Source organism: Maribacter sp. Asnod2-G09, from assembly GCF_045063795.1.
In the GTDB taxonomy this organism is placed as follows: Bacteria; Bacteroidota; Bacteroidia; order Flavobacteriales; family Flavobacteriaceae; genus Maribacter.
The window spans coordinates 202065-227485 of sequence record NZ_JBEFOA010000005.1 but is presented as its reverse complement, the minus strand read 5'-3'; the positions used below and the strand labels follow the sequence as shown (position 1 = coordinate 227485).

Sequence of the window (25421 nt, the reverse complement as noted above, 5' to 3'; positions counted from 1 at the left end):
GAAAACTGTTAGAATATGTTAATAAGCGCAATTTTCTGCGTATGGGTGATTATTCATTTAGTCCAGTAATGGAGCTAAGTGCTGGAATTAGTCTAGAATATAGCAAGAAAATTAGGGATGGTAGTTGTTTGTCAAATCCTTTATTTTTTTGTTTTCCTGAAAAACAGAGTGCATCCTTATGGACTTCACTTTCTATTTTAAATAATTATTACTTTGAAGATTATGTAAATAGTGATTCTCAGGAAACTAAATTTAAACTTGGTGATCGTGTAAAAATTTTTAATTGTATAGCTATTATTGAGAGGATTAGTAATGAGAAAGTATTTTTGAAATTTAAAGATCAAGGAAATATCCCCTTGAATAAAAAACTTCAAAAACATTTAAATATAATTAATAGTCAAAGACCTTTGAGTAAAAAGAGTAGGTTTTCTATTAATTATGGAAAATTAAAGGAGAATAGAAATCCGATTTCTAAAATTCTTGTACCAAATTATGCAGAAACAATAAATCAAAACAGTCTTAATTCAAAAGTATTATTAATTGCAGGAAGAGGGAATGTTAAAAAGATTCATAGGTTATTGAATGAATTTAAAATTTACGATGAACCATTATCAAAAATTTATCCTGAGAATAAAAATTTAATAATTAAACCTGATTTAGAGTCTTTTAAAGGTGTTTTTGAGGAAGAAAATTTAAAAGGATTTAATGAATTTAAAAATTTTATAAATAAATTTTACGAAGTAATTCGTATTGAAAGTGCAAAAGAAGAATTAAAAGTAATTGCTAAAGAAATTAATAATTCATCAGGGATTTCTGAGGATTTGGATAATAAAATTGAAAATTTCTTTACTAACTATGAAGTTGAGCTCCCAGAGCAAATAGATTTTTTAAGATTTAAATATCCTGGTGTTAGTGAAGTTCTTCCTTCCAATTTAAGGGCGGTAATTATCAATGATATAACTCAGATTAATGTGTGCCCAAATACTATAAAAGGCTTCCTAGATAGTAAAATACCGGTAATATTTATCTCTAGTAGAGATGTTAGATATAATTCAAATATTGAACTATATAGCCAGATTTTCAAAAAATTTCCTGACTATTATCGTATTAACTGGAATCAAAATAAAATCAATGCTTTAAGTGAGCTTAATTCAGATTCTAACTATATAGATCAGAAACTGTGGGATAAATGTCTTCGATTCTCGAGACAATCTATTACAATAAATATTTCAGAAGGAAACGAACTAGATACTTTAACTCCTAAGCTTTTAAAACATATTAAAAATCTAAATGATTTTGAGATTTTACAAAAAGCATTTTATGATATTTTGTATCCAATTCTTTATGCTATAAAAAATTCTTCCAATCAAGATAGAGGTATAGTAATATTGGTCAACAGTTTTTCTAAAATATTTGATAATGTAAAAAATCACCTTCCTGAAAATGTCAGGTCGGATATCGAAAAAGCAATTCTTTTATGCCGTGATATAAATTACAATTCAAAAGATATTATATCTGATGATTTAATTTTCACCCAAGTTCTTCCTAATCATTTAGGTTTTCGAGCTTTTATACCTACTGGCTTTAAAAAGATGAATAACAAATTACTGCAAACAAATAAAGTTATTTTTAGTGGTTATCCGTATTTGGAATATTCTGGTAAGTTTTTACATAATGCCTGTTGTGTTGATTTTGTGCCTGATATCAAAATATTATGTTGGCCAAATGAGGGAGCTTTAACTTATTCTTATCTAAATCGAAGAATTATAGGGAGTTATTTTACTGATAATATTACTAGCCTGATTCCAATGCGAGAGGAGTTTTTGTTAAAATCTAAATCAGATTTTAAAGAAGAAATAGATAAGTATCTTAGGATAAATAAGGAATTAGTATCGGATTTTCAACAGGATAATGAAGAAGAAAATACTTTGGAATTTCTTCATTCTTTTAAATATATTGGTTATGGGTCGGATGAAAATAGTGTTAATACCTATTCTGTTAAATGTTCAATTATAAATTTCAAAGATGGTTCATTTATGTTCTTGCCAAATGGGAGTAGAATATTAGCTCAGACTGAAAGACAAAATGGAATTTTACGTATTTCAAAAAGAAGTTCAAATGAATTAAGTATAAATGATAAAATTTTTAAATACGTGAAAGATAGACATACAATGCGAAATTTAGCTAAATCTAATAACAGTATAATTAGACATTTTGAAAAGTTAGAGTATTGGAAATCTAGATTAGAAGAAATTTATGTAAAATGTAATTGGGACGTTAATAAGCTAAAACTCTATTTAGAGAAAATTAAGCATGAAAATAGTTTAGTAGAAGGTAATCCTACTAAATTAAATCTTAGAAATTGGTTGTTTGATGATGAATTTTTAAAACCCGAAAGTGAGAATCTTAGAATTATTCTTCTAGCTAGTGGGGAAAAAGAAATAGATAATAAACTTAAAGAGTTAGAAATTTCATATCAACAAGTTGTCTCGTATACCATTGGCTTAAGTTCTCAAATTAAGAATTTGATAAAAGAATCTTTATCATCAAAAACTGTTAGTGAGTCTGATTTAACTATTTCCGTGAAAGGTGTTGATATAGTGATACAATCGAGAACAATTACCTCAATTGATGATGCGAATATTGAAATTGATTATCAAAATACAAGAAAAATTTTATGCTAATCCCAGATAACATCACTGAATTTAATTCATTTGGAGAACAGATACTCTATAAACGATTTCAAAATGATGGTTCCACTAACTCAATGTACATATTGCATTCGGTTTTTACTAATCATCATTTGAAGAATATTTCAGGAGAAATTGATTTTTTAGTTTTAGTGCCAAATGAAGGTTTTTTTTGTATCGAAGTAAAACATGGTGGTATTTCTAGGAAAAATGGTAATTGGTGTTTTACAAATAGGTATGGTGTAACTGAATGTAAAAAAACAGGACCATTCGCTCAACAGAGTGCAACAATGAATTCGCTCAGAAAATATGTTTTAAAAAAGCTTCAACATAAAAAAGAGATTAATAGTCGTTTTGAAAGATTTTTATGGGGTACCGGTGTGGCATTTACGAGCATGGCGGAGTTTATTGATTTTGGTCCAGAAGGTCACTCTTGGCAAATATTAACAAAACAAGGTCTGAATTTGCCAATTGGATCCTACATTAAAACGTTGAGCAAGGGTTCACATAAAGAGCATTCCAAAAAATATTGGTATGATATTCACAAATCCAGACCAACCAAGAAGGATTGTGAAATAATGGTTGATTTATTACGAGGTGATTTTGAGATAAGTTATTCAGAGATAAATAAAATTAATGATAACGAAGTTAAAATTGAAAAATATACTCATGAGCAATTTAACCTTCTTGATTTTATCAATTATAATCCTAGATGTTTAATAGAAGGTACTGCGGGAACGGGTAAAACTTTAATGGCTTTGGAAATTACTAAGCGTAAATGCCTTGAGAAGAAAAAAGTGGGATTGTTTTGTTTTAATGGTCAGTTAGGACTAAAACTTAAAGAATCTGTCGAAAACATAAGTAAGGGAAAGGAATTTATTAAATATGCCGGTACCCTTCATAGTTTTATGATGCAAAATTCAAAATCCAACTCACATTATGATCCAGATAAGATACAGAACTATTATTTTGAAGATTTACCAATTGATTTTTTAATTAACAATGAAGAGTTGCCAGAGGACGATAAACTTGATATTTTAATAATTGATGAATCACAAGATTTGTTATCTCCTTATTACATAGAGGTTTTCAATTTAATTCTAAAAGGAGGTTTTAAAAATGGTAATTGGGTTCTGTTTGGTGACTTCTCTAATCAGGCAATTTATATTAATGATCCAGAAAAAATATTTGAATTATTAACTGCAACTACAACATTTACTAGATTTCCTCCTTTAAAGATTAATTGTAGAAATACAAAACGCATTGCTTCTCAAAATACATTGTTGACGGGAATCAATTTACCTCAATTTAGTACCGTGAACATTGATGGGTCTAATGTTATTAGCAAGTATCCTTCTAAAATTAATCAACCAAAAATTATTTTAGAAATCCTTTTAGAAATAGAAAGTAGGGAGATTCCTTTAAATAGGGTAAGTCTACTATCACCTAAAAAAATTGAAAAATCTATCCTAGCAGGATATCAGCCTATTTTAGATTTAATGCGAAAAGGACTAAAGTCTAGTACAATTCAAGGCTATAAAGGGATGGAAAACACCATTATAATTCTATATGATTTTGATGAAGTATCTTCAAGTCAAATGCAAAGATTATTGTATGTAGGGATTTCTAGAGCAAGACAAGAATTATATTTTGTCTTAGATAGAGATTTGAAAGAGTCTATTAGTAAATTAATTGAATTGAATTATCCAAAAACCAAGAAAGATGAACATTAGAGAAGAAATTATTGATTCGGTTTTTAGGGAAATTGTTGGGCCTAGTAATAATCCTTTTTATTTAGACGAGGAGACTAATGAGGAAATCTTATTAAGATCTGTTCATGGATCTCCAAAATCTAGATATGGAGCTGGAATGCTTTACCCTCAGCAGTCACTCAATTCAGGAGAGGTCGATTCAGTTGAAGACGATTCTGAAATTTCATCAGAAAATGAAGAAGAAAACGGCGTTGAAAGTCATAGAGAGTTAGAAAAAAACAAAAGAATTAGTTCTATTTCAGGACAGGAACAAGATGAAGAGCCCGTTGGTATGGCAAATCAATACCTTCCCTCAGCAATGGGTTTTACAGTTCGTTTTAGAAGCCAAGAAAATAACGATAAGATAAAGTTAAAAATATGTTCTGCATTTTATGAGAAAGGAGCTGGGTTAAAAGCCAAAAAACATATCGACAAGGAGGGAAATGTTGTCGACTTAAAAAATAGTAAGGGAAACACCTATGAGTCGGAATATTGGATTAGACGACCTATTTTGCCAGAGGAAATTGAGCTAAGTATTAATAAGCTATTTAATAGTGAAACTAATTCTTATAATGTTATCTTGAAAAAAGACAGTTCTAATCAAGATTGGCTTAAATTAAGAGTATTTAATAGGACAACTAAAGAGGATAAAGAAAGTAACTTATTAACATTTACTTTTGTTTTAATAAATGCTTCTTATTCAAGTACTGATGATGCTTTAAATAGTAATAAAATACTTTTTCAAAATCAACTTATTTTATTTGCGGAAAATCCAAATTTAATTGCGCCTTATAAGGAAAAACACTTAGCCTCTGATACGGATGAAGATAAAGTTTTAAACTTGTTATATAGAAAAAAGCGAATATTTTCTATAGGTCATGGAACTTCGGTAACATGGGAATTAAGACATAGTGAAGATTCGGATTACGAGAGTGTTGAAAAAATTAAAACATCTGTAATACCGGTTCATGATTTGCCTCAGATTGCACCTACTTCTCATGTTAGTTTAAGTATGTTTGAACTTTCTGATTTAGGAGACTGGGATAAGGGAAAAGAAAGTCTCATATTATTAAAAAATGAATACGAGAATTGGATAAATAAAATTGATGGACTAACGTATACTCCAGAGTTTGATGATTACAGAGAAGCTGCTCAGTCAAATGTTGAAAAATGCAAAGTTTCTTTATCACGAATAACTAAAGGAATTGACCTTTTGTTACAATCTGATTTTGATTCTGATTTAATTAAATGTTTCAGGTGGATGAATCGCGCAATGGTTTGGCAGCAACAAAGGTCAAAAGTGAAAATCCGAAAATGGTATAAATCAGGTACTGGATATGATCAAAAGCTATTTTTAGATTTTATAGATGAAAAAGAAAGGACCAATAGCTTTGAATCATTAAAAGAATTTCATGAAGGAAAGTACAACGGAAAGTGGCGACCATTTCAGTTAGCATTTGTTTTAATGAATATTGAGAGTGTTGTAAATTCTGGTTCTAAAGAAAGAGGAATTGTTGACTTAATTTGGTTTCCTACGGGCGGAGGTAAAACTGAGGCATACCTAGGACTAACTGCATTTAATATTTTTTTCAGGAGGATTAAAGGAAAAGTTAAATCAAATTGGGATTACTATAGTGGAACGGCAGTTTTAATGAGATATACTTTAAGATTGTTGACTACTCAACAATATGAAAGAGCTGCATCTTTAATTTGTGCATGTGATTTGATCCGATTGGAGAATATTAAAAATCGTGAAAATAATTTTTTACGTGGTGAATTGGGAGAAGAGCCGATTTCAATTGGTTTATGGGTAGGGAGTTCTTCTACTCCTAACAAAAATGATGCAGCAATAGCAAAATTAAAAAAGCTAAAAAGAGATTCTAGAGAAGATTATAATTTTGTGGTAATGAAGTGTCCTTGCTGCGGAGCGCAAATAGGAAAAGTTGAAAATATATCAAGTTTTGACAAAGTTCCAAAAATTAAAGGAATTCATAAAGAGGATGGTAATAAAGGTAAAGTATATTTTCAATGTGAAAATAAGTATTGTGAGTATTCGGAAATACCCTTGCCACTCCAAGTCATAGATGAAGTAATTTATAATAATCCACCAACTTTATTATTAGGTACTGTTGATAAATTTGCAATGATACCTTGGAAAGAAGAAGCTGGAAATTTATTTGGCTTTAGAAAAAGTGATGCAAAGAACATGTATCGTATTTGCCCACCCGAATTAATTATTCAAGATGAACTGCATCTTATTGCTGGACCTCTAGGTACTATGGTCGGGCTTTATGAAACAATGGTACAAACTCTTTGTAATAATTATAAAAATAATGTGCCTCCGTTTATCACTAATGATGAGATTAAATTTGTGCCTCCAAAAATTATTGCATCTTCTGCAACTATAAGTAGGGCTTACGAACAAGTGAAAAATCTTTATGGTATAAATAATGAAGAACAACTTAGTATTTTTCCTGCTCAAGGATTAGAATTTGGGGATACATGGTTTTCAGAAGAAAAAAGCTTAAATGAATTAGATGAGGAGGGCAATCAAATATACCCTGGCAGGAAATACATTGGTATTTTGGCATCAGGTTACCCATCGGCTCAAACATCAATTGTAAGAACTTATGCTACCGTATTACAGAAGATTAAAGAACTCTCATTAGTAACTGGGGTAAACTCAATAGATTATTATTGGACGTTATTAGGTTATTTTAATAGTATTAGAGAATTAGGAGGAGCCTCTTCTTTGGTTTATGGGGATATTAAAGAGCGTCTTGGGCAAATACAAAATCGTGATTTAATTGGAAATAAACAAAAAAGATATCTGAATAGGATTGAAGAACTAACGAGTAGGATAAGTTCTGCTGAAATACCTGCTACGCTTAAAAAATTGGAAACTAAGTTTAGCTCCGATAAAACTTCTGCTTTAGATATTTGTTTGGCAACAAATATGGTTGCAACAGGTGTTGATGTTTCTAGGCTGGGGCTAATGTTTATTCATGGTCAACCTAAAACTACAGCTGAATATATACAAGCTAGTTCTAGGGTAGGGAGAAATGTACCTTTTGGACCCGGAATGATATTTACGCTTTATAGTCCATCAAAACCACGGGACAAATCCCAATATGAGCAATTTCAGGGATTTCATAGTCGTATTTATGCAAATGTTGAGCCCACATCAGTAACTCCATTTTCTATAAATGCTAGACAAAAAGGTTTACACGCAGTCTTTATCGGTCTTATGAGACATTTCTCTGCAGGAACTCTGGTAAGCCATCCTATTATTTCAGAAGAGTTTGGTCAATTAGCTCCAATTATTCAAAATTTAATAAAGCAAAGATGTATTAATGTAAATCCTGAAGAAGTAGCTAACACTGAAAAGTTGCTAAAAAAGAGAATTGACTCTTGGAAAGTAGGAGGGGCTGAAAAATATGGTGATGCAGCTAATTATTATATTTTAAAAAAAGAAGGATATTATCCTTTAATGTATTCTAGCAGTTCGGAAGTAAGAGAAGATGTAATAGGTAGAAATACTCCATTTGCTACAGCGACATCTATGCGAGGAGTAGATACTGAATCTGTATTAAGTATCAATCTAAAAAATGAAGATAATGAGTAAAAGTAATAATGTAAGAAGTAGTCAATTACTTTCACCTTTTGGGGTTGGTCAAATCGTTAATTTTCCGAAGGAATTATCCGTTATGGTCTGTGGCTTAAGTTTATGGGATGATAAAATAACTGAAGCTAAAGTTAATAGGGGAACAGACAGTATTAATGAAAGTGAATTACGTTTTAATGAAAAAAGATTAGAGAAATTATTAGAAGTTGATTATTTCATGAAACCATTTGAATATAAAACTTCAGGTGCCAAGAATAATCATCTTACAATTCCAGTAGTGCGTTTTCCTGCATGGCATTATTGTACCAATAGTAGATGTGGAAGAATGAGGGAAGTGCCATTAGGTCAAGCGAATCAAGTTATCGAATGTATTGATTGTTGGGATGGAAAAAGTAAATATAAATCGAAAATGATTCCTGTTAGATTTGTGGCTGCTTGTCCTCTCGGACATATTCAAGATGTGCCTTTTGAAGAGTGGGTTCATAATGGTTCTATACCAAATGATGAATACGAGCATAAATTATCTTATCACACAGGGGGTGGTTCAGGAGATTTAGGAAGCATACGTATAAATTGCACAAAAATAAATCATAAAACTAGAGAACAAGAAAGATGTTGTACTAAGACATTAGGTGGATTGATGAACATACGTAAGGAAGGTGAGGAAATATTTGATAGCGCTTTAGCAAGAATTGGCTTTGAAAAAGGTGAGGGAAGGAGTTTTGAACAATCTAATCCGAATAATGATAATCCTTCAGGACAATACTGCAAGGGACATAAGCCTTGGCTGGGTCTTGAGGGGGTTAATGAAGTTCCGTCATGTGGTCGTCATTTGCAAGTATTAATTCGTGGTGGCTCAAATGTTCATTTTTCAGACATACAATCTGCAATTTATTTACCTAAAGCTTCAAAAGATGCGGATCAACATGTTTTAGCGGTTATTGATCAACTTGGGATTGATGAATTAAGAAGCTTTTATGAGCAGGACGGTGGGTCCGTCATCCTTCCGGCAATTTTAGGTACCCATTCGGTAGTTAGAAATTCATTCATTACAAAAGAGGCTCTTCTTGAAGGAGTGTTAAAAGAATTAGTAATTGAGGATATAGATAAAGATTATGGTGATTTATCTCCTGAATTAAAATTGAGATTTGAAGAGTATGAATATATTTTAAGTGGAAGAAATTCCGAGAATTCAGATTTTAAGGCTGTAGTAGAAAATTTCGAAAATTATGTTGGTCAAGAAATTTTAGAAAAATATTTTGATTGTGTAGTATTAATTGAAAAATTAAAAGAAACTAGAGTTTTTACAGGATTTTCACGCATTAATCCTAGTAATAGATTAGATAAGAGTGAATTGTCCAATAAGCCGGTCAATTGGCTTCCTGCAATAGAAGTTTATGGAGAAGGTATTTTTTTAAAGTTTAAGGATAGTGCGGTGGATGCTTGGCTAAATAAAAATAGACACCATTTTAAAGGTTTATTGGATCGTTACGATTCTTCAATGCAGAGGCGTAGACCTCAAGATGATCCTAAAAATGTTAATCCTTTTTTTGTTACCATGCATACCTTTGCACACCAATTGATAAAAAGGTTATGTTTTGATTGTGGTTATGGATCTTCATCTTTGAGGGAGCGATTGTATTTTAGTGATAATCCGGAATCAAGGATGAATGGAATTCTTATATATACCTCCTCGAGTGATTCTGAGGGTTCTTTAGGTGGCTTAGTGCGACAGGGAAAGTCTAAGAATTTGGAAGCATTGGTTAGTAACTCAATTGCAGATGCGGATTGGTGTTCAGCGGACCCTGTTTGCTCTGATATTGGGCGTGTAAGTGGACAAGGACCTGATAATGTTAATGGTTCTGCATGCCATAATTGTTGTATAGTTCCAGAAACTAGTTGTGAAGAGTTTAATACATTATTGGATAGGACTAGTATGGTCGGAAGCTTGGATGATAAGGATATAGGATTTTTTAGCTAAAGAATCCAAAATGCGGGAGTTTAGAAATAATACCTTTAAAAGGTAGGTCAGGAAACGACTTGCTATTTCCACCCATGTACAGCATTCATATAGAAAGTAATTCCGTTACAAATAATACAAGTAGGCAAAACTACCATGAAGTAGAAGAGTTGGTCAAATGGTTGCTTCTTAATAGAAATAAAATCGAAGGCAAGTATGACATGAAGGTAGAGGAAGCTGTAGGGGTAATAACCCCGTTTACAGGTCAAAAGAATGTTCTAAGAAGCTTACTAAAGCAAAATGATATAAATACTAGTATTATGAAATTAGGAACGGTACATGTCTTGTAAGGAGTAGAACGACCTATTATTCTTTTTTCAATGGTTTATGGTGATGGTGATTCTGGAACTATGTTCTTTGATAGGGGGTAATAAACCTAATATGTTGAATGTTGCAGTTTCAAGGGCAAAGGATAACTTTATAGTCTTTGCTAATACCAAGATTCTAGATAAGAGTAGTAAGAGCCCATCGGGTATTTTAGCGAATCATTTAAAATACGAGGTTATTAGATTGTCTTAAATTAAGGGAAACTATACTGCTTAAAATTTTTTTTACGCCTTTATTATTAAAAAGTTGCCCTAAAGGTTGCCCTATAAAATAAAAAAACCCCTGAAATCAATTGATTTCAGGGGTTTGTGGTACTCGAGGCGGGACTTGAACCCGCACGCCCCAAAGAGCACAGGATTTTAAGTCCGGCGTGTCTACCAATTCCACCACTCGAGCATACTTGGCTTTGAAAAAAAATGTTGACCGGCAACATTTTCTGAGCGAAAAACGGGATTCGAACCCGCGACCTCCACCTTGGCAAGGTGATGCTCTACCCCTGAGCTACTTTCGCAAATTTTTAAGAACGTGCATCTCTTAAAAGATGCGGCTGCAAATTTAAAACAATTCTGTAAAAACCAAAGTAAAAAAGTGCAAAAGAATTAAAAAATTTATGAAGTAGCCTTTTTACCCTTGGTTAACAGCCTTTTAATCTCATTTAATTTCATCAATGCTTCTACCGGAGTTAGGGTATCTATGTCTAAATTCGTGATTTCGTCCTTAATTTCTTCTAATAAGGGGTCATCTAAATTGAAAAAACTCAATTGCATTTCGTCAGAATCACTTTTTAATTTGTCTCCGACATCTTCACTTACGTGTTTATTTTCCAACTTCTTCAAAATTTTATTTGCCTTCTGAATTACTTGTTGGGGCATGCCTGCCATTTTAGCTACATGTATACCAAAACTATGTTCACTACCACCGGGAACTAATTTTCGTAGAAATAAAACCGTATCCTTTAACTCTTTTATAGCAACATTATAGTTTTTAATGCGGCTGAAGGTGTTAGTCATCTCATTAAGCTCATGGTAATGCGTTGCGAACATTGTTTTTGCTCTTGCTGGGTGCTCATGTAGATATTCAGAAATTGCCCAAGCAATCGAAATACCATCATAGGTACTTGTGCCACGACCAATTTCATCTAATAAAACAAGACTTCGCTCAGAGAGATTATTAAGTATAGACGCCGTTTCGTTCATTTCTACCATGAAAGTAGATTCGCCCATTGAAATATTATCACTAGCACCAACACGGGTAAATATTTTATCTACAATACCAATTTTAGCCGATTCTGCAGGTACAAAGCTTCCCATTTGTGCAAGAAGTACAATTAATGCTGTTTGTCGTAATAAGGCAGATTTACCACTCATATTCGGACCGGTAATCATTATAAATTGTTGATTGGATCTATCTAGTTGTAAATCGTTGGCAATATACTGTTCGCCTAAAGGCAGCTGTTTTTCAATAACCGGGTGCCTTCCGTCTTTTATTTCTAAATCTGTAGAATCATTTAAAGCCGGACAATTGTATGCGTTTTCTTTTGCAAGTTGTGCAAAACCACAAAGGCAATCTAATTGAGCAATAAGGTGTGCATTGTTTTGTACAGGGGCAATATACTCTTGCATCCATACTACTAATTGAGAAAATAGTTGTTGCTCTAAAGTTGAAATACGGTCTTCTGCTCCTAAAATTTTTGCTTCGTATTCTTTAAGTTCTTCGGTAATATAGCGTTCTGCATTAACCAAAGTTTGTTTACGCGTCCATGTTTCAGGTACCTTATCTTTATGAGTGTTTCTAACTTCTATGTAATAACCAAAGACATTGTTAGAAGCTATTTTAAGGGATGTTATGCCAGTTGCGGCAGTTTCCCTTTCAAGCATTTTGTTTAGATAGTTTTTTCCTGAAGTTGCTAATCCTCTGAGCTCGTCTAATTCTTCAGAAAATCCTTTTGCGATCGTACTTCCTTTTAAAATATTTACAGGTGCTTCTTCGCTAAGCATCTCTTTTATTTTAGCGCGGAGTAAATCGCAAGATTGTATTTGGTCTCCTGTTAAAGCGAGCGATTCGTTTTTAGATGAGGTGGCTAATTGCTTTATGGGAATTAAAGCTTCTAAAGAATTTTTTAGCTGAACTACTTCTTTAGGGTTTACCTTGCCTGTAGCGACTTTAGAAATTAATCGTTCTAAATCGCCCATTTGTTTAATATGGTGCTGAAATTTTTCTAAAACAACTTCTTCATCATGCAAGAAAGAAACAATTTGTTGTCTCCTTTTAATTTTTTCTAAATTTTTAAGCGGTAAGGCAAGCCATCTTTTAATCATTCGTCCACCCATTGGTGAGATGGTTTTATCAATAACATCTAAAAGTGTTACTGCATTTACATTGGTAGAATGGTAAAGTTCTAGATTTTTAATGGTGAAGCGATCCATCCATATATAATCATCTTCGGCAATACGTTGTAATTTAGATATATGCTGTAATTGGCGGTGTTGTGTTTCGCCCAAGTAGTGTAAAACCACACCCGACGCTATAACACCGCAGGTTAAATGATCTACACCAAAGCCTTTCAATGTATTGGTATTAAAGTGAGATGTAAGATTTTCTAGTGCGTAATCTTCTTGAAAAACCCAGTCTTCTAAGTAAAACAGATGATGGTTTTTACCAAATACCTCTAAGAATTCTTTTTTATGTGCTTTGGATATTAAAATCTCATTAGGCGAAAAATTCTGTATTAATTTGTCTATTTGCTCTTCGCTACCTTCTGAGGTTAAAAACTCACCCGTAGAGATATCAACAAACGCAATACCTATTTTCTTTCTTCCGAAGTATACGGCACATAGAAAGTTATTGGTCTTAGAGTTTAGGATGTCGTCATTCATTGCCACACCTGGGGTAACCAATTCGGTCACACCTCTTTTGACAATAGTTTTTGTTTGTTTGGGGTCTTCTAACTGGTCGCATATTGCAACACGCTGACCTGCTTTTACTAATTTAGGTAAATAGGTATTTAGAGAGTGATGCGGAAAACCAGCTAACTCGGTTCGCTCGCCACCATTATTTCTATTGGTTAGAATAATACCTAATATACGCGAAGCTTTTACTGCATCTTCACCAAATGTCTCATAAAAATCGCCTACTCGAAATAGCAATAATGCATCAGGATACTTGGTCTTGATGGTATTATACTGCTTCATTAAAGGGGTTACCTTTTTTGTCTTGCTTTTATCCGCCACTTTATCTTTATCTCATTAATTTTGCACCTTCACGAAAGTATGGTTTAATCTCTTGAATTTTAATCATTGTTGATATTTGAGGATAAGTTTATAACCAATCAAACTAATGAAATTGATCAGTAAAGTATGAGAAAATTAAGAAATGAGGAGTTAGATAGAATTGATGTTGAAGGGTATAAGCTTGCCGGTAAATCTCCCATAATTATTGTTCTTGATAATATAAGAAGTTTAAATAATATTGGATCGGTCTTTAGAACTGCCGATGCTTTTTTGATTGAAAAAATATACTTGTGTGGTATTACTGCTAAACCGCCTCATAAAGATATTCATAAAACGGCATTAGGTGCAACCGATAGTGTCGATTGGGAGTATGTTGATGATACGATGGTTTTGGTCGAAAGATTAAAAAAAGAGGGTTGCCATATAATATCAGTAGAGCAAGCAGAGAAAGCTACGCAGCTTAACGAATATATGCCTGCCAAAGATAAAAAGCAGGTGCTCATTTTTGGAAACGAGGTTAAGGGTGTTGCCCAAAATGTGGTAACTGCTAGTGATGAGGTTTTAGAGATACCGCAATTCGGTACCAAGCATTCGTTGAATATTTCAGTAAGTGTAGGTGTTGTCGTTTGGGATTGCTGGAGTAAATTAAACGCATAAAAAAACCTGGTCGTAGACCAGGTTTTTTAGTATAGTTTGAGTTAGTTAGTTGCACGTATGCCTTCACAATAAAAGAATTTCTTTTCATTTACGCAAGAAATTATGCGATTTATTATTGTCATGTATTAGCTAATGCAAAGTCTTCGATCTTAGTTAAAACAGTTTCGTAATCACTTTTGTGACTCACGAAATCAAGTTCGCTTACATCTATAATCAGTTGATTTTCTTTAGGGTATGTTCTTAGAAAGTCGAAATAACCACGGTTAATTTTCTCAAGATAGGTGAGTTCTATATTCTGTTCATAGTCCCTACCACGTTTCTTTATTTGCTCTAGTAATCTCTCTGTTGTTTGGTACAGATAAACGTATACTTTGGGCTTTTTAACTTCTTTGTACATAAAGTTAAATACCTTTCTGTAGAGGTCAAATTCATTTTGCTGTAGGGTAACCTTGGCAAATATTAAAGATTTATAAATATCATAATCACTTACCATAAAACTTTTAAAAAGGTCTAGTTGATTTGTGTCTTCTGTAAACTGCTGATAACGGTCTGCCAAAAAAGACATCTCCAGAGGAAAAGCATACCTCGCTTGATCCTCATAAAAATTAGGTAAAAACGGATTCTCGGCAAATCGTTCTAAAATCAATTTTGCATTAAAGTCTTCAGAAATTTTAGTTGCCAATGTTGTTTTACCTGCTCCAATATTTCCTTCAATGGCAACATATTCCAAACTAGCGAAAAATGTATGCCTGCTTTTAAAAAGTCTTTTTATTTGTTTTGTTATGGTGCTCTTGTCTTTGCATTCTTGCAATAAATTTCTTGTATCCTTATTTAATATAGGGTGATAGAATTGCGGGGTAATATCAGCAAGTGGTTTCAGAATAAACTTTCTGTCTTGCATTTTAGGGTGCGGTACAGTTAAGTTTGTAGTGTTTATTACATCTTTTTCGTAATAGAGGATGTCAATGTCTAAAGTTCTACTTTGGTAATTATTTCCTTCACTGCGTTCTCTTCCAAAATCGGTTTCTATCGATAATAATTTAGCAAGTAAGTCTTCTGGGGAAAGCAATGTCTGTAATTCTAAACAGGCATTCAAAAAATCTTCACCTTCAAAACCCCAGGACGGAGTTTCATAGACAGCAGAAACCTGCCTAATTTCGCCGGTTACTTTGCCGATTTCGAAAATAGCTTTTTGTAATAACAATTGACGGTTACCTAAATTACTGCCAATAGATAAGAATGCTGTTTTGTATACTCCCATAATGTTGGGACAAAATAACTAAAACATATCCACATTAGTTATCTTTGTTCACTATTATAATAAAGATTTAAATGAATTTTTTAAGAAATTTTCTTGCTTCCATTTTGGGTTCCCTGTTTGCATTCGGAATCATGTTTGTAATGTTTTTGATTTTTGTAAGCTTAGTTAGTAGTGGTGAAGATACCGTTGCCATTGAAGATAACTCTATTCTTGAGTTGCAATTACAAAGACAAATTTCAGATTATACAGGTAGTGACGAATTAGATCCCTTCGCAGGTATTTTTGAAGAGTCGCAAGGTTTAGATGAAATAATACAAGCTATTGAGGTAGCGAAAAATGATGACCGAATAAAAGGAATCACTATTAATAACAATTTTATAATGGCAGGTTTGGCACAAACTCAGGCTATTAGAAAATCATTAGAAGATTTTAAGGAAGAAGGTAAATTTATTTACGCATACGCAGATTTTTTTATGCAACGCGATTATTATTTGGCTAGTGTTGCAGATTCTATTTTTATAAACCCTGTAGGGGTTTTAGATTTTAAAGGTTTGTCGACTGAGGTTCTTTATTACAAAGAACTGCAAGAGAAATCTGGAATTAAGATGGAGGTCATTCGTCATGGAAAATACAAAAGTGCTGTTGAGCCATATCTTGAAAATAACATGAGTGAAGCCAATAGAAGTCAATTAACTTCTTTATTGCAATCGCTTTGGAATTCTATGATTGTTGATATTTCAAAAACACGATCTATTTCTGAATCAGATTTAAATATTATTGCGGATACCTTAGGTGGTAGAACTCCGAAATACGCGAAGCAATCAGGATTGATTGATGATATTGTTTTTTATGATGAGTATGAGAGTAAACTGGCAAATGCTTTAAAAATTAAAAAAGACGACGACATTAACTATAGCAAATTAGATGACTACGTAAAGTATTCGAATAAAAAGAAATTAAAATCTGGTGATGATAAAATTGCCATTGTTTTTGCACAAGGTGAAATTTTATATGGTGAAGGTGGTCCGAACATCATTGGTCAGGGTATTATAAACGAAGCATTGATCAAAGCTCGTGAAGATGAAAATGTAAAGGCAATTGTTTTACGTGTAAATTCGCCGGGTGGTAGTGCTTTAACTTCAGATATTATTTGGAGAGAGGTTGCACTTGCCAAGAAAGTGAAGCCTGTAATTGTATCTATGGGTAATGTTGCTGCATCTGGTGGTTATTACATTGCTGCTGGTGCTGATAAGATTTTCGCAGAACCTACGACAATAACGGGTTCTATAGGTGTATTCGGTACTGTGCCGAACATGACTGAATTAGCTGGTGATATAGGTATTAATGCAGAGCAAGTTGGTACTAATAAAAATGCTGTCGATTATTCACTTTTCGAGCCTATGCAAGAAAGTTTTAAAAATCAAATTCAAGAGAGTATCGAAGAAACCTACCAAACATTTCTACAAAGAGTATCTGAAGGTAGAAATATGACGATGGCGCAAGTAGATAGTGTTGCGCAAGGTAGAGTTTGGAGCGGTACCGAAGCTTTAGAAGTTGGTTTGGTAGATGAGTTGGGTAATTTAGATGATGCAATTGAAGCTGCTGCTGAGTTAGCTTCACTGAGTTCTTACGGAGTTAAGAAATTTCCGAAATATAAAAGCGGATTTGAACGCTTTATGGAAGATTTGGAAGGCGCTAGTCTTCAAATCAAAGACAATTTATTGAAAGATGAAATAGGCGATGAGGCATATAAAGTGCTAAAGGAACTGCAATCTTTTAAAGAGCAAAAGGGTATACAGGCTAGAATGCCGTTTGTATTAGATATTAAGTAATATATGACCTTAAAAGATAGAAAATTAGCTCAGCGTATTTATCTGTATTTAGGGGCTTTATTTATCACTTCTCTAGTGGTTTCAAACCTAATATTTCAAAAGTTTTTTTATTGGAATCCCTTCGGGGATTTCACTGTTTTTGGGGTTTCACTTTTTGAAGTGTCCGTAGGTATTTTGCCTTATCCCATAACTTTTCTAATAACAGATCTTATCTCAGAAATATATGGTAGAAAAATGGCAAATCAGATTGTCACCGCGGGTATTTTTGCATCTTTCTTTTCTATGGGTATTATATTATTGGCAGAAGTAGCACCTGCAATTCCTTCTTCACCTATAAATGATGAAACATTTACACAAGTTTTTGCACTGTCGCCAATAGCCGTGTTAGCTTCTATGATAGCTTATTTGTTAGCGCAGTATGTAGATGTGGCTATTTATCATTTTTGGAAAAAATTGACCAAAGGCAAGTATTTATGGTTGCGTAATAATTTTTCGACATTCCTTTCACAATTTCTTGACACGTTTACCGTTGTGGGGTTGTTATGTGTCTTCAAAGTATTACCGTGGGAGCTTTTTTTCGGTCTCGTAGTAAGCGGATTTATTTTTAAGATTTTTATAGCATTTATAGACACCCCTTTTCTCTATTTCTTCGTATATATTATGAGAAAACGTTTTAATCTAAAGCCAAATGAAGAATTGGATTTAGATGTTTTAGATTAAGAACAATAAACAAAACAGTATAAAAATATACTATGGGTAAGAAAATTTTAAAGATTGTCGGGGTATTATTAGTCTTGATTATTATAGTTTTAATAGCGGCTCCTTTTTTCTTAGAAGCTAAAATAGGGGACATTATAAAAAATAATGTCAACCAGAATGTAAATGCCACGTTAGATTTTTCTGAGGCTAATTTAAGTTTGGTCAGTAGTTTTCCGAATGCAGAAGTGGAGTTTAAAGATGTTGTGCTATTAAATAAAGCTCCTTTTGAGGGAGATACCTTATTTAAGGCTAAAAACTTAGACTTAACAATGGGTATTATGCAATTGTTTAAAAGCGAGGGTGATGCTATAGCTATTAATAATATCAATTTAGATGGTGCATTCATAAATGTCGTCGTTGATAAAGAAGAAAATGCCAACTATGATATTGCAAAACCTTCAGAGCCAACTACCGCTGATGAAGAATCTAGCTCAACCGATGGTTTTAATTTAGACTTACAGTCTTATGAAATAACCAATACTAGAATTTATTACACCGATAATTCAACGGGTATAACCTTTAAATTAGATGATTTTCAGCATAAAGGAACCGGAGATTTGTCTTTGGCTACTTCTGAGCTAGATACGCATACAGATGCTCTTATATCCTTAGAAATGGATAGTGTTAATTATTTAAATAAAAACACGATTAAGTTAGATGCACTTGTTGGTATCGATTTAAATGAGAGCAAATATTCTTTCTTAAAGAATGAGGCGTTAATTAATCAGTTGCCATTAGTGTTTGATGGTTTTATTAAACTAAATGAGGCCAGTCAAGAAATAGATTTGACATTCAAGACTCCATCGTCAGATTTTAAAAACTTCTTAGGGCTGATACCAGAAGTTTATTCTAAAGACATTGAAAATGTTACTACTACAGGTGACTTTGCGGTTAATGGTAATTTTAACGGTATAGTTGATGAAACACATATTCCTAAATTTCATGTTGATTTAAAATCAGATAACGCATCTTTCAAATATCCAGATTTACCAAAAGCGGTTAGCAATGTGTTCTTTGATATTCAATTGAATAATAAAACGGGTATTGTTGAAGATACTTATGTTGATGTAAATAAAGCTTCTTTTATGATTGATGAAGATAAATTCAATCTTACATCACACATAACAGAGTTAATGGGAAATACTAAGGTTAAAGCACATATTGATGGTGCTATGAACTTGGCTAATATTTCGAAAGCATACCCAATACCTGCAGAGTATGATTTAAAAGGATTATTGAAGGCAGATATAACCACTGCTTTTGATATGCAGTCAGTAGAGAAAGAACAATATGAAAAAACAAGTACTACCGGCGATCTAAGTGTAACTAATTTTGAATACAACTCAGAAGAGTTGGCAAATCCTGTAAAATTTAATGCTGCTCGTTTAACGTTCAACCCAAAGACTGTTACTTTAAATCAATTAAATGGTACCACGGGTACTACAGATTTTGATGCTACAGGTACTATAAACAATCTATTAGGGTTTATGTTTAATGATGAAAAAGTGGAGGGTAATTTCAATCTGAAATCAAATTCTTTTGCTTTAAACGATTTTATGGTTGCTGAGACTGAAGCCCCTACAACTACAAATGAGAGTAAGTCCACTTCTGGTGAAGCGGTAGAAGAAGAAAAGATTAAAATTCCATCTTTTTTAGATGCGACCATTAATGCAGATGCTAAAAAAGTATTGTATGATGATATTGTGTTAAGTGATGTAAAAGGAGTTTTAAAGATTAAAGATGAAACTGCTACGCTAAGCAATATGACTGCTGGTATGTTTGGCGGTAAAATCGGCTTTAATGGCGATGTGTCTACAAAGAATGAGACGCCAACTTTTAATATGAAGTTAGATTTAAACCAACTTGGTATTCAAGAAACATTCGCTTCTGTTGATTTGTTTAAAGCTATAGCGCCAATTGCGAAAATGTTGAATGGTAAATTAACATCAGATATTTCTCTATCAGGTAATTTAACCGATGATTTAATGCCGAACTTATTATCATTGACCGGTGAAATGTTTGCTGATTTAATGACAGAAGAGGTTAATACCGAAGAGGCGCCGGTATTAAATTCATTAGTTTCTAACTTAAATTTTATTGATTTAAAACAGCTGAATTTAAAAGACTTAAAAACGTCGTTATCTTTTAAAGATGGTATCGTGGTTGTAAAACCTTTTACTTTAAACTATAAAGATATTGCCATAAATGTGGATGGTAGCCATTCGTTTGATCAAAAACTGAATTACAAAGCTACTTTGCAAGTACCTGCGAAATATTTAGGTTCAGATATTACAAAGTTGATTGCTAAAATAGATGATCCTTCTCTGGCTGATTTAACCATACCTGTTGTCGCTAACATTGGTGGTCTTTATAACAGCCCTACGGTTACCACAGATATGACGTCTGGTGTTAAGCAATTAACTAATCAGCTTATTGAGGTTGAAAAGCAAAAACTAATTGCTAAAGGTACCGATAAGGCTAAAGATTTGATCGGTGGTTTAATTAGTGGAAATAAAACAACGACAGATTCTACCAGCCAAAAATCGACGGACACTAAAACAGCTGCTAAAGATATTTTAGGAGGAATCTTATCTACTAAGAAAGATACTGCCGCTACTACATCTGTTAAGAAAGATTCTACTCCTGTTAAAACAGAAGAAGCTGTAAAAGAAAAGGCAAAAGATATCTTAGGTGGCTTATTCGGTAAAAAGAAAAAAGATAGTACTAACTAATAGTTAAGCCTACATAATAACCTTCGCTACCTCTTACATTGAAAACGGTGTTGTCTTCAAAGATGAGGTATTGACCTTTAATACCTTTTAATTTACCCTTAAAGGTTGGTGTTTTAGTTAGGTTTAAACTTTTTACTTTGGTTGGATACTGAAGTACCGGGAATTCTAATTCAGTTTCTGCATTAGCATCTAAAAAATAGGGTAGTGCCTCTTCAGGTATGTATTGCTTTAGTTTATCGCGCCATTCTTGAAGATTTTCATCGACCACTGTATTAGTAAGCATAGTGCGCCAATTTGTTTTATCACCAACGTGGTCTTTTAGGGCAACTTCTGTAATACCGGCTAAATATCTATTTGGTACTTCTACGATTTCAATTGCTTCATGAGCACCTTGGTCAATCCAACGTGTTGGTATTTGACCTTTTCTGGTTACACCTACTTTTACATTGCTAGAATTGGCCAAGTATACAATATGTGGTTGCAATTGCACCTTTTTCTCATAAGCTAAATCTCGGTCTTCTTGATCTAAATGCGCTTTGCTTAACTCGGGTCTCATAATCCAATCTCCTGCAGATGGTATTTCAAAAAAACATGTCTTACAAAAACCTTGTCTGTAAATAGGGCGGTCATTGCCACAATTTAGACATTGATGCTTAATGAATTCTATTTTTAATGTTTTGTCCAGAATTTGGTTTACATTCAAAAAGTCAGATTCGAACAACATATAGTATTGAATCGGACTTCCTATTTCTGTCTGCATTTTTCTAAGTACTCCCTCGTATTGCATTTAAATCTTGCTTATTGAATTATCATTTGAAAATGATAGTTAGATGCGCTATTTTTAACAATACAAAGATACCTATAAATGCCAATTACCTTATTTAATTCCATTGCCTCTTGGTTGCTAAAAAAACGTTACCATCAAATCGAGCTTTTTTTAAAGTATCCTGATGAGGTTCAAGAAGAGGTTTTACTTCAGTTACTCGAATTTGCAGAAGATACAGAGGTTGGTAGAACCTATGATTTTGAGTCTATTAAATCGTACAATGATTTTAAAGAACGTTTGCCTATATTTTCTTATGAAGAAATTCAGCCTATAATTGAACGAACTAGAAGGGGCGAACAAAATCTGTTTTGGCCTACTAAAGTAAAATTGTTTGCGAAAAGTAGTGGTACAACTGACGCCAAAAGTAAATTTATACCCGTTAGTGGCGAGGCATTAGAAGATTGTCATTATAAGTCTAGTAAAGATTTATTATGCCTTTATTTGAATAATAATGAGAACTCACAGCTTTTTACAGGAAAGAGTTTAAGACTAGGTGGTAGTAAAGAGCTCTATGAGGATAATGGCTCGTTATTTGGAGATTTATCTGCTATTTTGATTGATAACATGCCATTGTGGGCAGAGTACAGTAGCACGCCTAGTAATAAGGTTTCGTTAATGAGTGAGTGGGAGAGTAAGCTTATGGCTATCATTCACGAAAGTGTTCAAGAGAATGTTACTAGTTTGGCAGGTGTACCTTCTTGGATGTTGGTTTTATTAAATAAAGTACTCGAAGAAACTGGTAAAGAGCATCTCTTTCAAGTTTGGGAAAACCTTGAGGTATACTTTCACGGTGGCGTAAACTTTAATCCTTATAAAGAGCAGTATAAAAAAATACTTCCTAATAGCAATTTTAGATATTACGAAATCTATAATGCTTCTGAAGGCTTCTTTGCTATTCAAGATAGAAACGGAGCTGATGATTTGTTACTGATGTTAGACTACGGAATTTTCTATGAGTTTATTCCGATGGATGTTTATGGTGCTTTTGATGAAGAGGCAATACCCCTGTGGAGTGTAGAGTTGGGTAAAAATTATGCTATAATCATTACTACAAACTCAGGATTGTGGAGGTATAAAATAGGAGATACGGTTCGGTTTACATCTAAAAGCCCGTATAGAATTAAAGTCACAGGTCGTACCAAACATCATATAAATGTATTTGGTGAAGAGCTTATTATAGAGAATGCCGAAGAAGCTTTAAAAATAGCTTGCGCAAAAACGGAAGCTGAAATAATGGATTATACTGCCGGACCAGTTTTTATGGAGGGTAAAGAAAAAGGTGCCCACGAATGGATTATGGAGTTTAGAACCTTACCAGAAGATTTTAGTGCATTTGTAGAAATATTTGATAACGCATTAAAATCTCTCAACTCAGATTATGAAGCTAAGAGATTAAATAATATTACCCTTAACGCACCATTGGTACACATTGCGCGTAAGAACTTATTCTATGATTGGTTGAAGGCAAATGACAAGCTTGGTGGTCAACATAAAATTCCGAGGTTGTCAAATAAGAGAGATTATTTAGAAGAGCTTTTGCGAATGAACAAGTAAATAACTCTATTCACACTAATTATTAGCCTAATCACAACAAACTTTTATATATCCTTAGTAGTAGTTATACATTTGTCTTAATTAATGTAGTTTTTGCCTTACATCAAAGTTGTAGTTGTTTTTTGTCTTACTTATTTACGATAAAAATGGACTACACCGATATTTTTAAGCGTGTAAACAATTAAATGGTTGTAAGTGCAGTTATTATTTCAACTTGCTGAAGTAAAACTTAACCAAAACTATAAATACTATTATTATGGCAGATAAATTAGTGATCGTTTCCGACATGTGGGGCGCTAAGAAAGGACTATGGATAACTTCATACTTAGGGTATCTACAACAGTATTTTGATATAACTTTCTATGATAGTCAACAACTGGCTAATTTAGATATTCTCATTCAAACAGAAGAGAACGTACATAATGCTTTTATAGAAGGTGGTACCGAAACTGCTGCAGCACATTTATTGAAAAAAGAAACAGAAGCTTGCTATTATCTTGCCTTTAGTACAGGAGCTACAATTGTTTGGGAAGCTGCTAAGAAAGGATTACCTGTTAAGTCTTTATACGGTGTTTCGCCAACAAGAATTCGTAGAACGAATGATAAGCCTAATGTACCTTTTAATTTGGTGTACGGTGCTAATGATGCATTTAAACCAAGTGAAGAATGGGCGAGTAATTTAGGGGTTGATATGGAAGTATTACCTAATTACGGACACACACTATATACAGATGAGAAGATTATTCAGAAAGTATGTATGGATCTATTACAAGAAGTAACGCAAATTACACCACAGATTAAAAAAGTGGTTTGAAAATAACATAAAGAGTAAAGCATAAAAAAAGCGAAGATTTAAATCTTCGCTTTTTTTATATTCAATATTTTGATAAAGTATTATGAAACTGCCTTCAGTTTTTTAATAGTATCGTGAGATAACATTTCTTCGGCATAAGGTTTTGTTACTTTAAAGTTTGTATCACTTGTACTTGGCATTTCGAACATTGCGTCAGTAAAAATGGCTTCGCATAAAGACCTTAATCCTCTTGCTCCAAGTTTATACTCAATTGCTTTTTCAACAATATAATCTAAAGCTTGGTCTGTAATGGTGAACGTAATATCATCCATTGCAAATAACTTCTCGTATTGTTTTATAATCGCATTCTTAGGCTCGGTTAAAATAGCTCTTAGTGTCTTCTTGTCTAACGGATTCATATGTGTTAAAACAGGAAGTCTACCAATAATCTCAGGTATAAGTCCGAAATCTTTCAAATCTCTAGGTATGATGTATTGCAATAAATTGCTGTCATCTAAAAAGTTGTCAGATTTAGAAGCGCTATAACCAACAGCTTGCATATTCAAACGTTTTGTAATAGCACGCTCAATACCATCAAAAGCTCCGCCGGCAATAAATAGGATGTTTTCAGTATTTACTTCAATAAATTTCTGATCAGGATGCTTTCTTCCGCCTTTTGGTGGTACGTTTACTACAGTCCCTTCCAATAATTTCAGAAGACCTTGTTGCACTCCTTCTCCAGATACATCTCTTGTAATTGAAGGGTTATCACTCTTACGGGCAATTTTATCAATTTCATCAATAAAAACAATACCTCTTTCAGCTTTTTCAAGATTGTAATCTGCCGCTTGTAAAAGACGGGTAAGAATACTTTCTACATCTTCACCAACATAACCAGCTTCAGTTAATACAGTTGCATCAACAATCGCCAATGGTACATTAAGTAATTTGGCAATGGTCTTAGCCATAAGGGTTTTACCGGTACCGGTTTGCCCTACCATAATAATGTTACTTTTTTGGATCTCAATATCATCTTCTGCAGATGAAGGTTGTAATAACCTTTTGTAGTGGTTGTAAACAGCAACCGACATTACCTTTTTGGTACGCTCTTGTCCTATAATAAAAGTGTCTAAAAATTCCTTAATTTCTTGAGGTTTCTTTAAAACAAGTTCAGAAGAAAGATCGTTGGTCTTTGTCTGTTTTGACTCTTCGGCAACAATGCCGTGAGCTTGCTCAATACAGCGGTCACAAATATGCGCATCTAACCCAGCAATCAACAGATTGGTTTCTGGCTTTTTTCTACCGCAAAATGAACACTCTAAATTTTCCTTTGCCATTATCTATCTTCTCTATTCTATTCCTTA

The 25421-nt window shown here is 33.2% G+C and carries 15 protein-coding genes and 2 tRNA genes; 11 read left to right on the top strand and 6 right to left on the bottom strand.

Features of this window, described 5'->3' with window-relative positions; genetic code table 11:
- Positions 1 to 41 precede the first annotated feature (41 nt).
- From ACJJVT_RS13155 to ACJJVT_RS13135, 5 genes are all read left to right on the top strand, one after another.
- On the top strand, positions 42 to 2684 hold the full coding sequence (locus tag ACJJVT_RS13155; protein ID WP_405399293.1) for a hypothetical protein: 2643 nt from the start codon (positions 42 to 44) through the stop codon (positions 2682 to 2684).
- Complete coding sequence (locus tag ACJJVT_RS13150; RefSeq protein WP_405399292.1) at positions 2678 to 4423, top strand: NERD domain-containing protein; 1746 nt, start codon at positions 2678 to 2680, stop codon at positions 4421 to 4423. Before ACJJVT_RS13155 ends, ACJJVT_RS13150 begins: the two co-directional genes overlap by 7 nt.
- Positions 4413 to 8066, top strand: a complete 3654-nt coding sequence (locus tag ACJJVT_RS13145; RefSeq protein ID WP_405399290.1) for a helicase-related protein — start codon at positions 4413 to 4415, stop codon at positions 8064 to 8066. Before ACJJVT_RS13150 ends, ACJJVT_RS13145 begins: the two co-directional genes overlap by 11 nt.
- Complete coding sequence (drmB, locus tag ACJJVT_RS13140) at positions 8059 to 10047, top strand: DrmB family protein (RefSeq protein WP_405399289.1); 1989 nt, start codon at positions 8059 to 8061, stop codon at positions 10045 to 10047. The genes ACJJVT_RS13145 and drmB overlap by 8 nt, the downstream gene beginning before the upstream one ends.
- A 74-nt stretch (positions 10048 to 10121) precedes the next feature.
- Complete coding sequence (locus tag ACJJVT_RS13135; protein ID WP_405399288.1) at positions 10122 to 10376, top strand: AAA domain-containing protein; 255 nt, start codon at positions 10122 to 10124, stop codon at positions 10374 to 10376.
- Between the two features lie 346 nt (positions 10377 to 10722).
- Here ACJJVT_RS13135 and ACJJVT_RS13130 read toward each other — a convergent pair.
- The 3 genes from ACJJVT_RS13130 to mutS form a co-directional block, all read right to left on the bottom strand.
- Positions 10723 to 10809 (bottom strand) — tRNA-Leu (locus ACJJVT_RS13130).
- 43 nt (positions 10810 to 10852) lie between these two features.
- Positions 10853 to 10924 (bottom strand) — tRNA-Gly (locus ACJJVT_RS13125).
- A gap of 97 nt (positions 10925 to 11021) precedes the next feature.
- Complete coding sequence (gene mutS / locus ACJJVT_RS13120; protein WP_405399287.1) at positions 11022 to 13604, bottom strand: DNA mismatch repair protein MutS; 2583 nt, start codon at positions 13602 to 13604, stop codon at positions 11022 to 11024.
- A 165-nt stretch (positions 13605 to 13769) separates the two neighbouring features.
- Between mutS and ACJJVT_RS13115 the strand changes: the two genes are divergently transcribed.
- Positions 13770 to 14300 (top strand): RNA methyltransferase, encoded by a 531-nt coding sequence (locus ACJJVT_RS13115; protein WP_405399286.1) that lies wholly within the window; start codon positions 13770 to 13772, stop codon positions 14298 to 14300.
- A gap of 118 nt (positions 14301 to 14418) precedes the next feature.
- On the opposite strand, the gene folK is transcribed toward ACJJVT_RS13115, so the two are convergent.
- Positions 14419 to 15561 (bottom strand): 2-amino-4-hydroxy-6-hydroxymethyldihydropteridine diphosphokinase, encoded by a 1143-nt coding sequence (folK, locus tag ACJJVT_RS13110; RefSeq protein ID WP_405399284.1) that lies wholly within the window; start codon positions 15559 to 15561, stop codon positions 14419 to 14421.
- A 71-nt stretch (positions 15562 to 15632) separates the two neighbouring features.
- On the opposite strand from folK, the gene sppA reads away from it, so the two are divergent.
- The 3 genes from sppA to ACJJVT_RS13095 are packed head-to-tail and all read left to right on the top strand — an operon-like array spanning position 15633 to position 20884.
- Entirely contained in the window at positions 15633 to 17393 is a 1761-nt protein-coding gene (sppA, locus tag ACJJVT_RS13105) for a signal peptide peptidase SppA (protein ID WP_405399283.1), read from the top strand.
- A gap of 3 nt (positions 17394 to 17396) precedes the next feature.
- Complete coding sequence (locus ACJJVT_RS13100; protein WP_405399282.1) at positions 17397 to 18113, top strand: queuosine precursor transporter; 717 nt, start codon at positions 17397 to 17399, stop codon at positions 18111 to 18113.
- 32 nt (positions 18114 to 18145) lie between these two features.
- Positions 18146 to 20884, top strand: a complete 2739-nt coding sequence (locus tag ACJJVT_RS13095; protein ID WP_405399281.1) for an AsmA-like C-terminal region-containing protein — start codon at positions 18146 to 18148, stop codon at positions 20882 to 20884.
- Here the strand turns inward: ACJJVT_RS13095 and ACJJVT_RS13090 are convergent.
- Entirely contained in the window at positions 20877 to 21671 is a 795-nt protein-coding gene (locus ACJJVT_RS13090) for a DUF2797 domain-containing protein (protein WP_405399279.1), read from the bottom strand. The two genes, ACJJVT_RS13095 and ACJJVT_RS13090, sit on opposite strands and share 8 nt — an antisense overlap.
- Before the next feature lie 78 nt (positions 21672 to 21749).
- Here ACJJVT_RS13090 and ACJJVT_RS13085 point away from each other — a divergent pair, with 78 nt between their 5' ends.
- Both ACJJVT_RS13085 and ACJJVT_RS13080 read left to right on the top strand, forming a co-directional pair.
- A complete protein-coding gene (locus ACJJVT_RS13085) occupies positions 21750 to 23264 on the top strand; it encodes a GH3 auxin-responsive promoter family protein (protein WP_405399277.1) in 1515 nt (504 codons plus the stop codon).
- Between the two features lie 256 nt (positions 23265 to 23520).
- Entirely contained in the window at positions 23521 to 24078 is a 558-nt protein-coding gene (locus ACJJVT_RS13080) for a hypothetical protein (RefSeq protein WP_405399276.1), read from the top strand.
- 80 nt (positions 24079 to 24158) lie between these two features.
- Here ACJJVT_RS13080 and clpX read toward each other — a convergent pair whose 3' ends face one another.
- Entirely contained in the window at positions 24159 to 25394 is a 1236-nt protein-coding gene (clpX, locus tag ACJJVT_RS13075) for an ATP-dependent Clp protease ATP-binding subunit ClpX (protein ID WP_303598864.1), read from the bottom strand.
- Positions 25395 to 25421 lie beyond the last annotated feature (27 nt).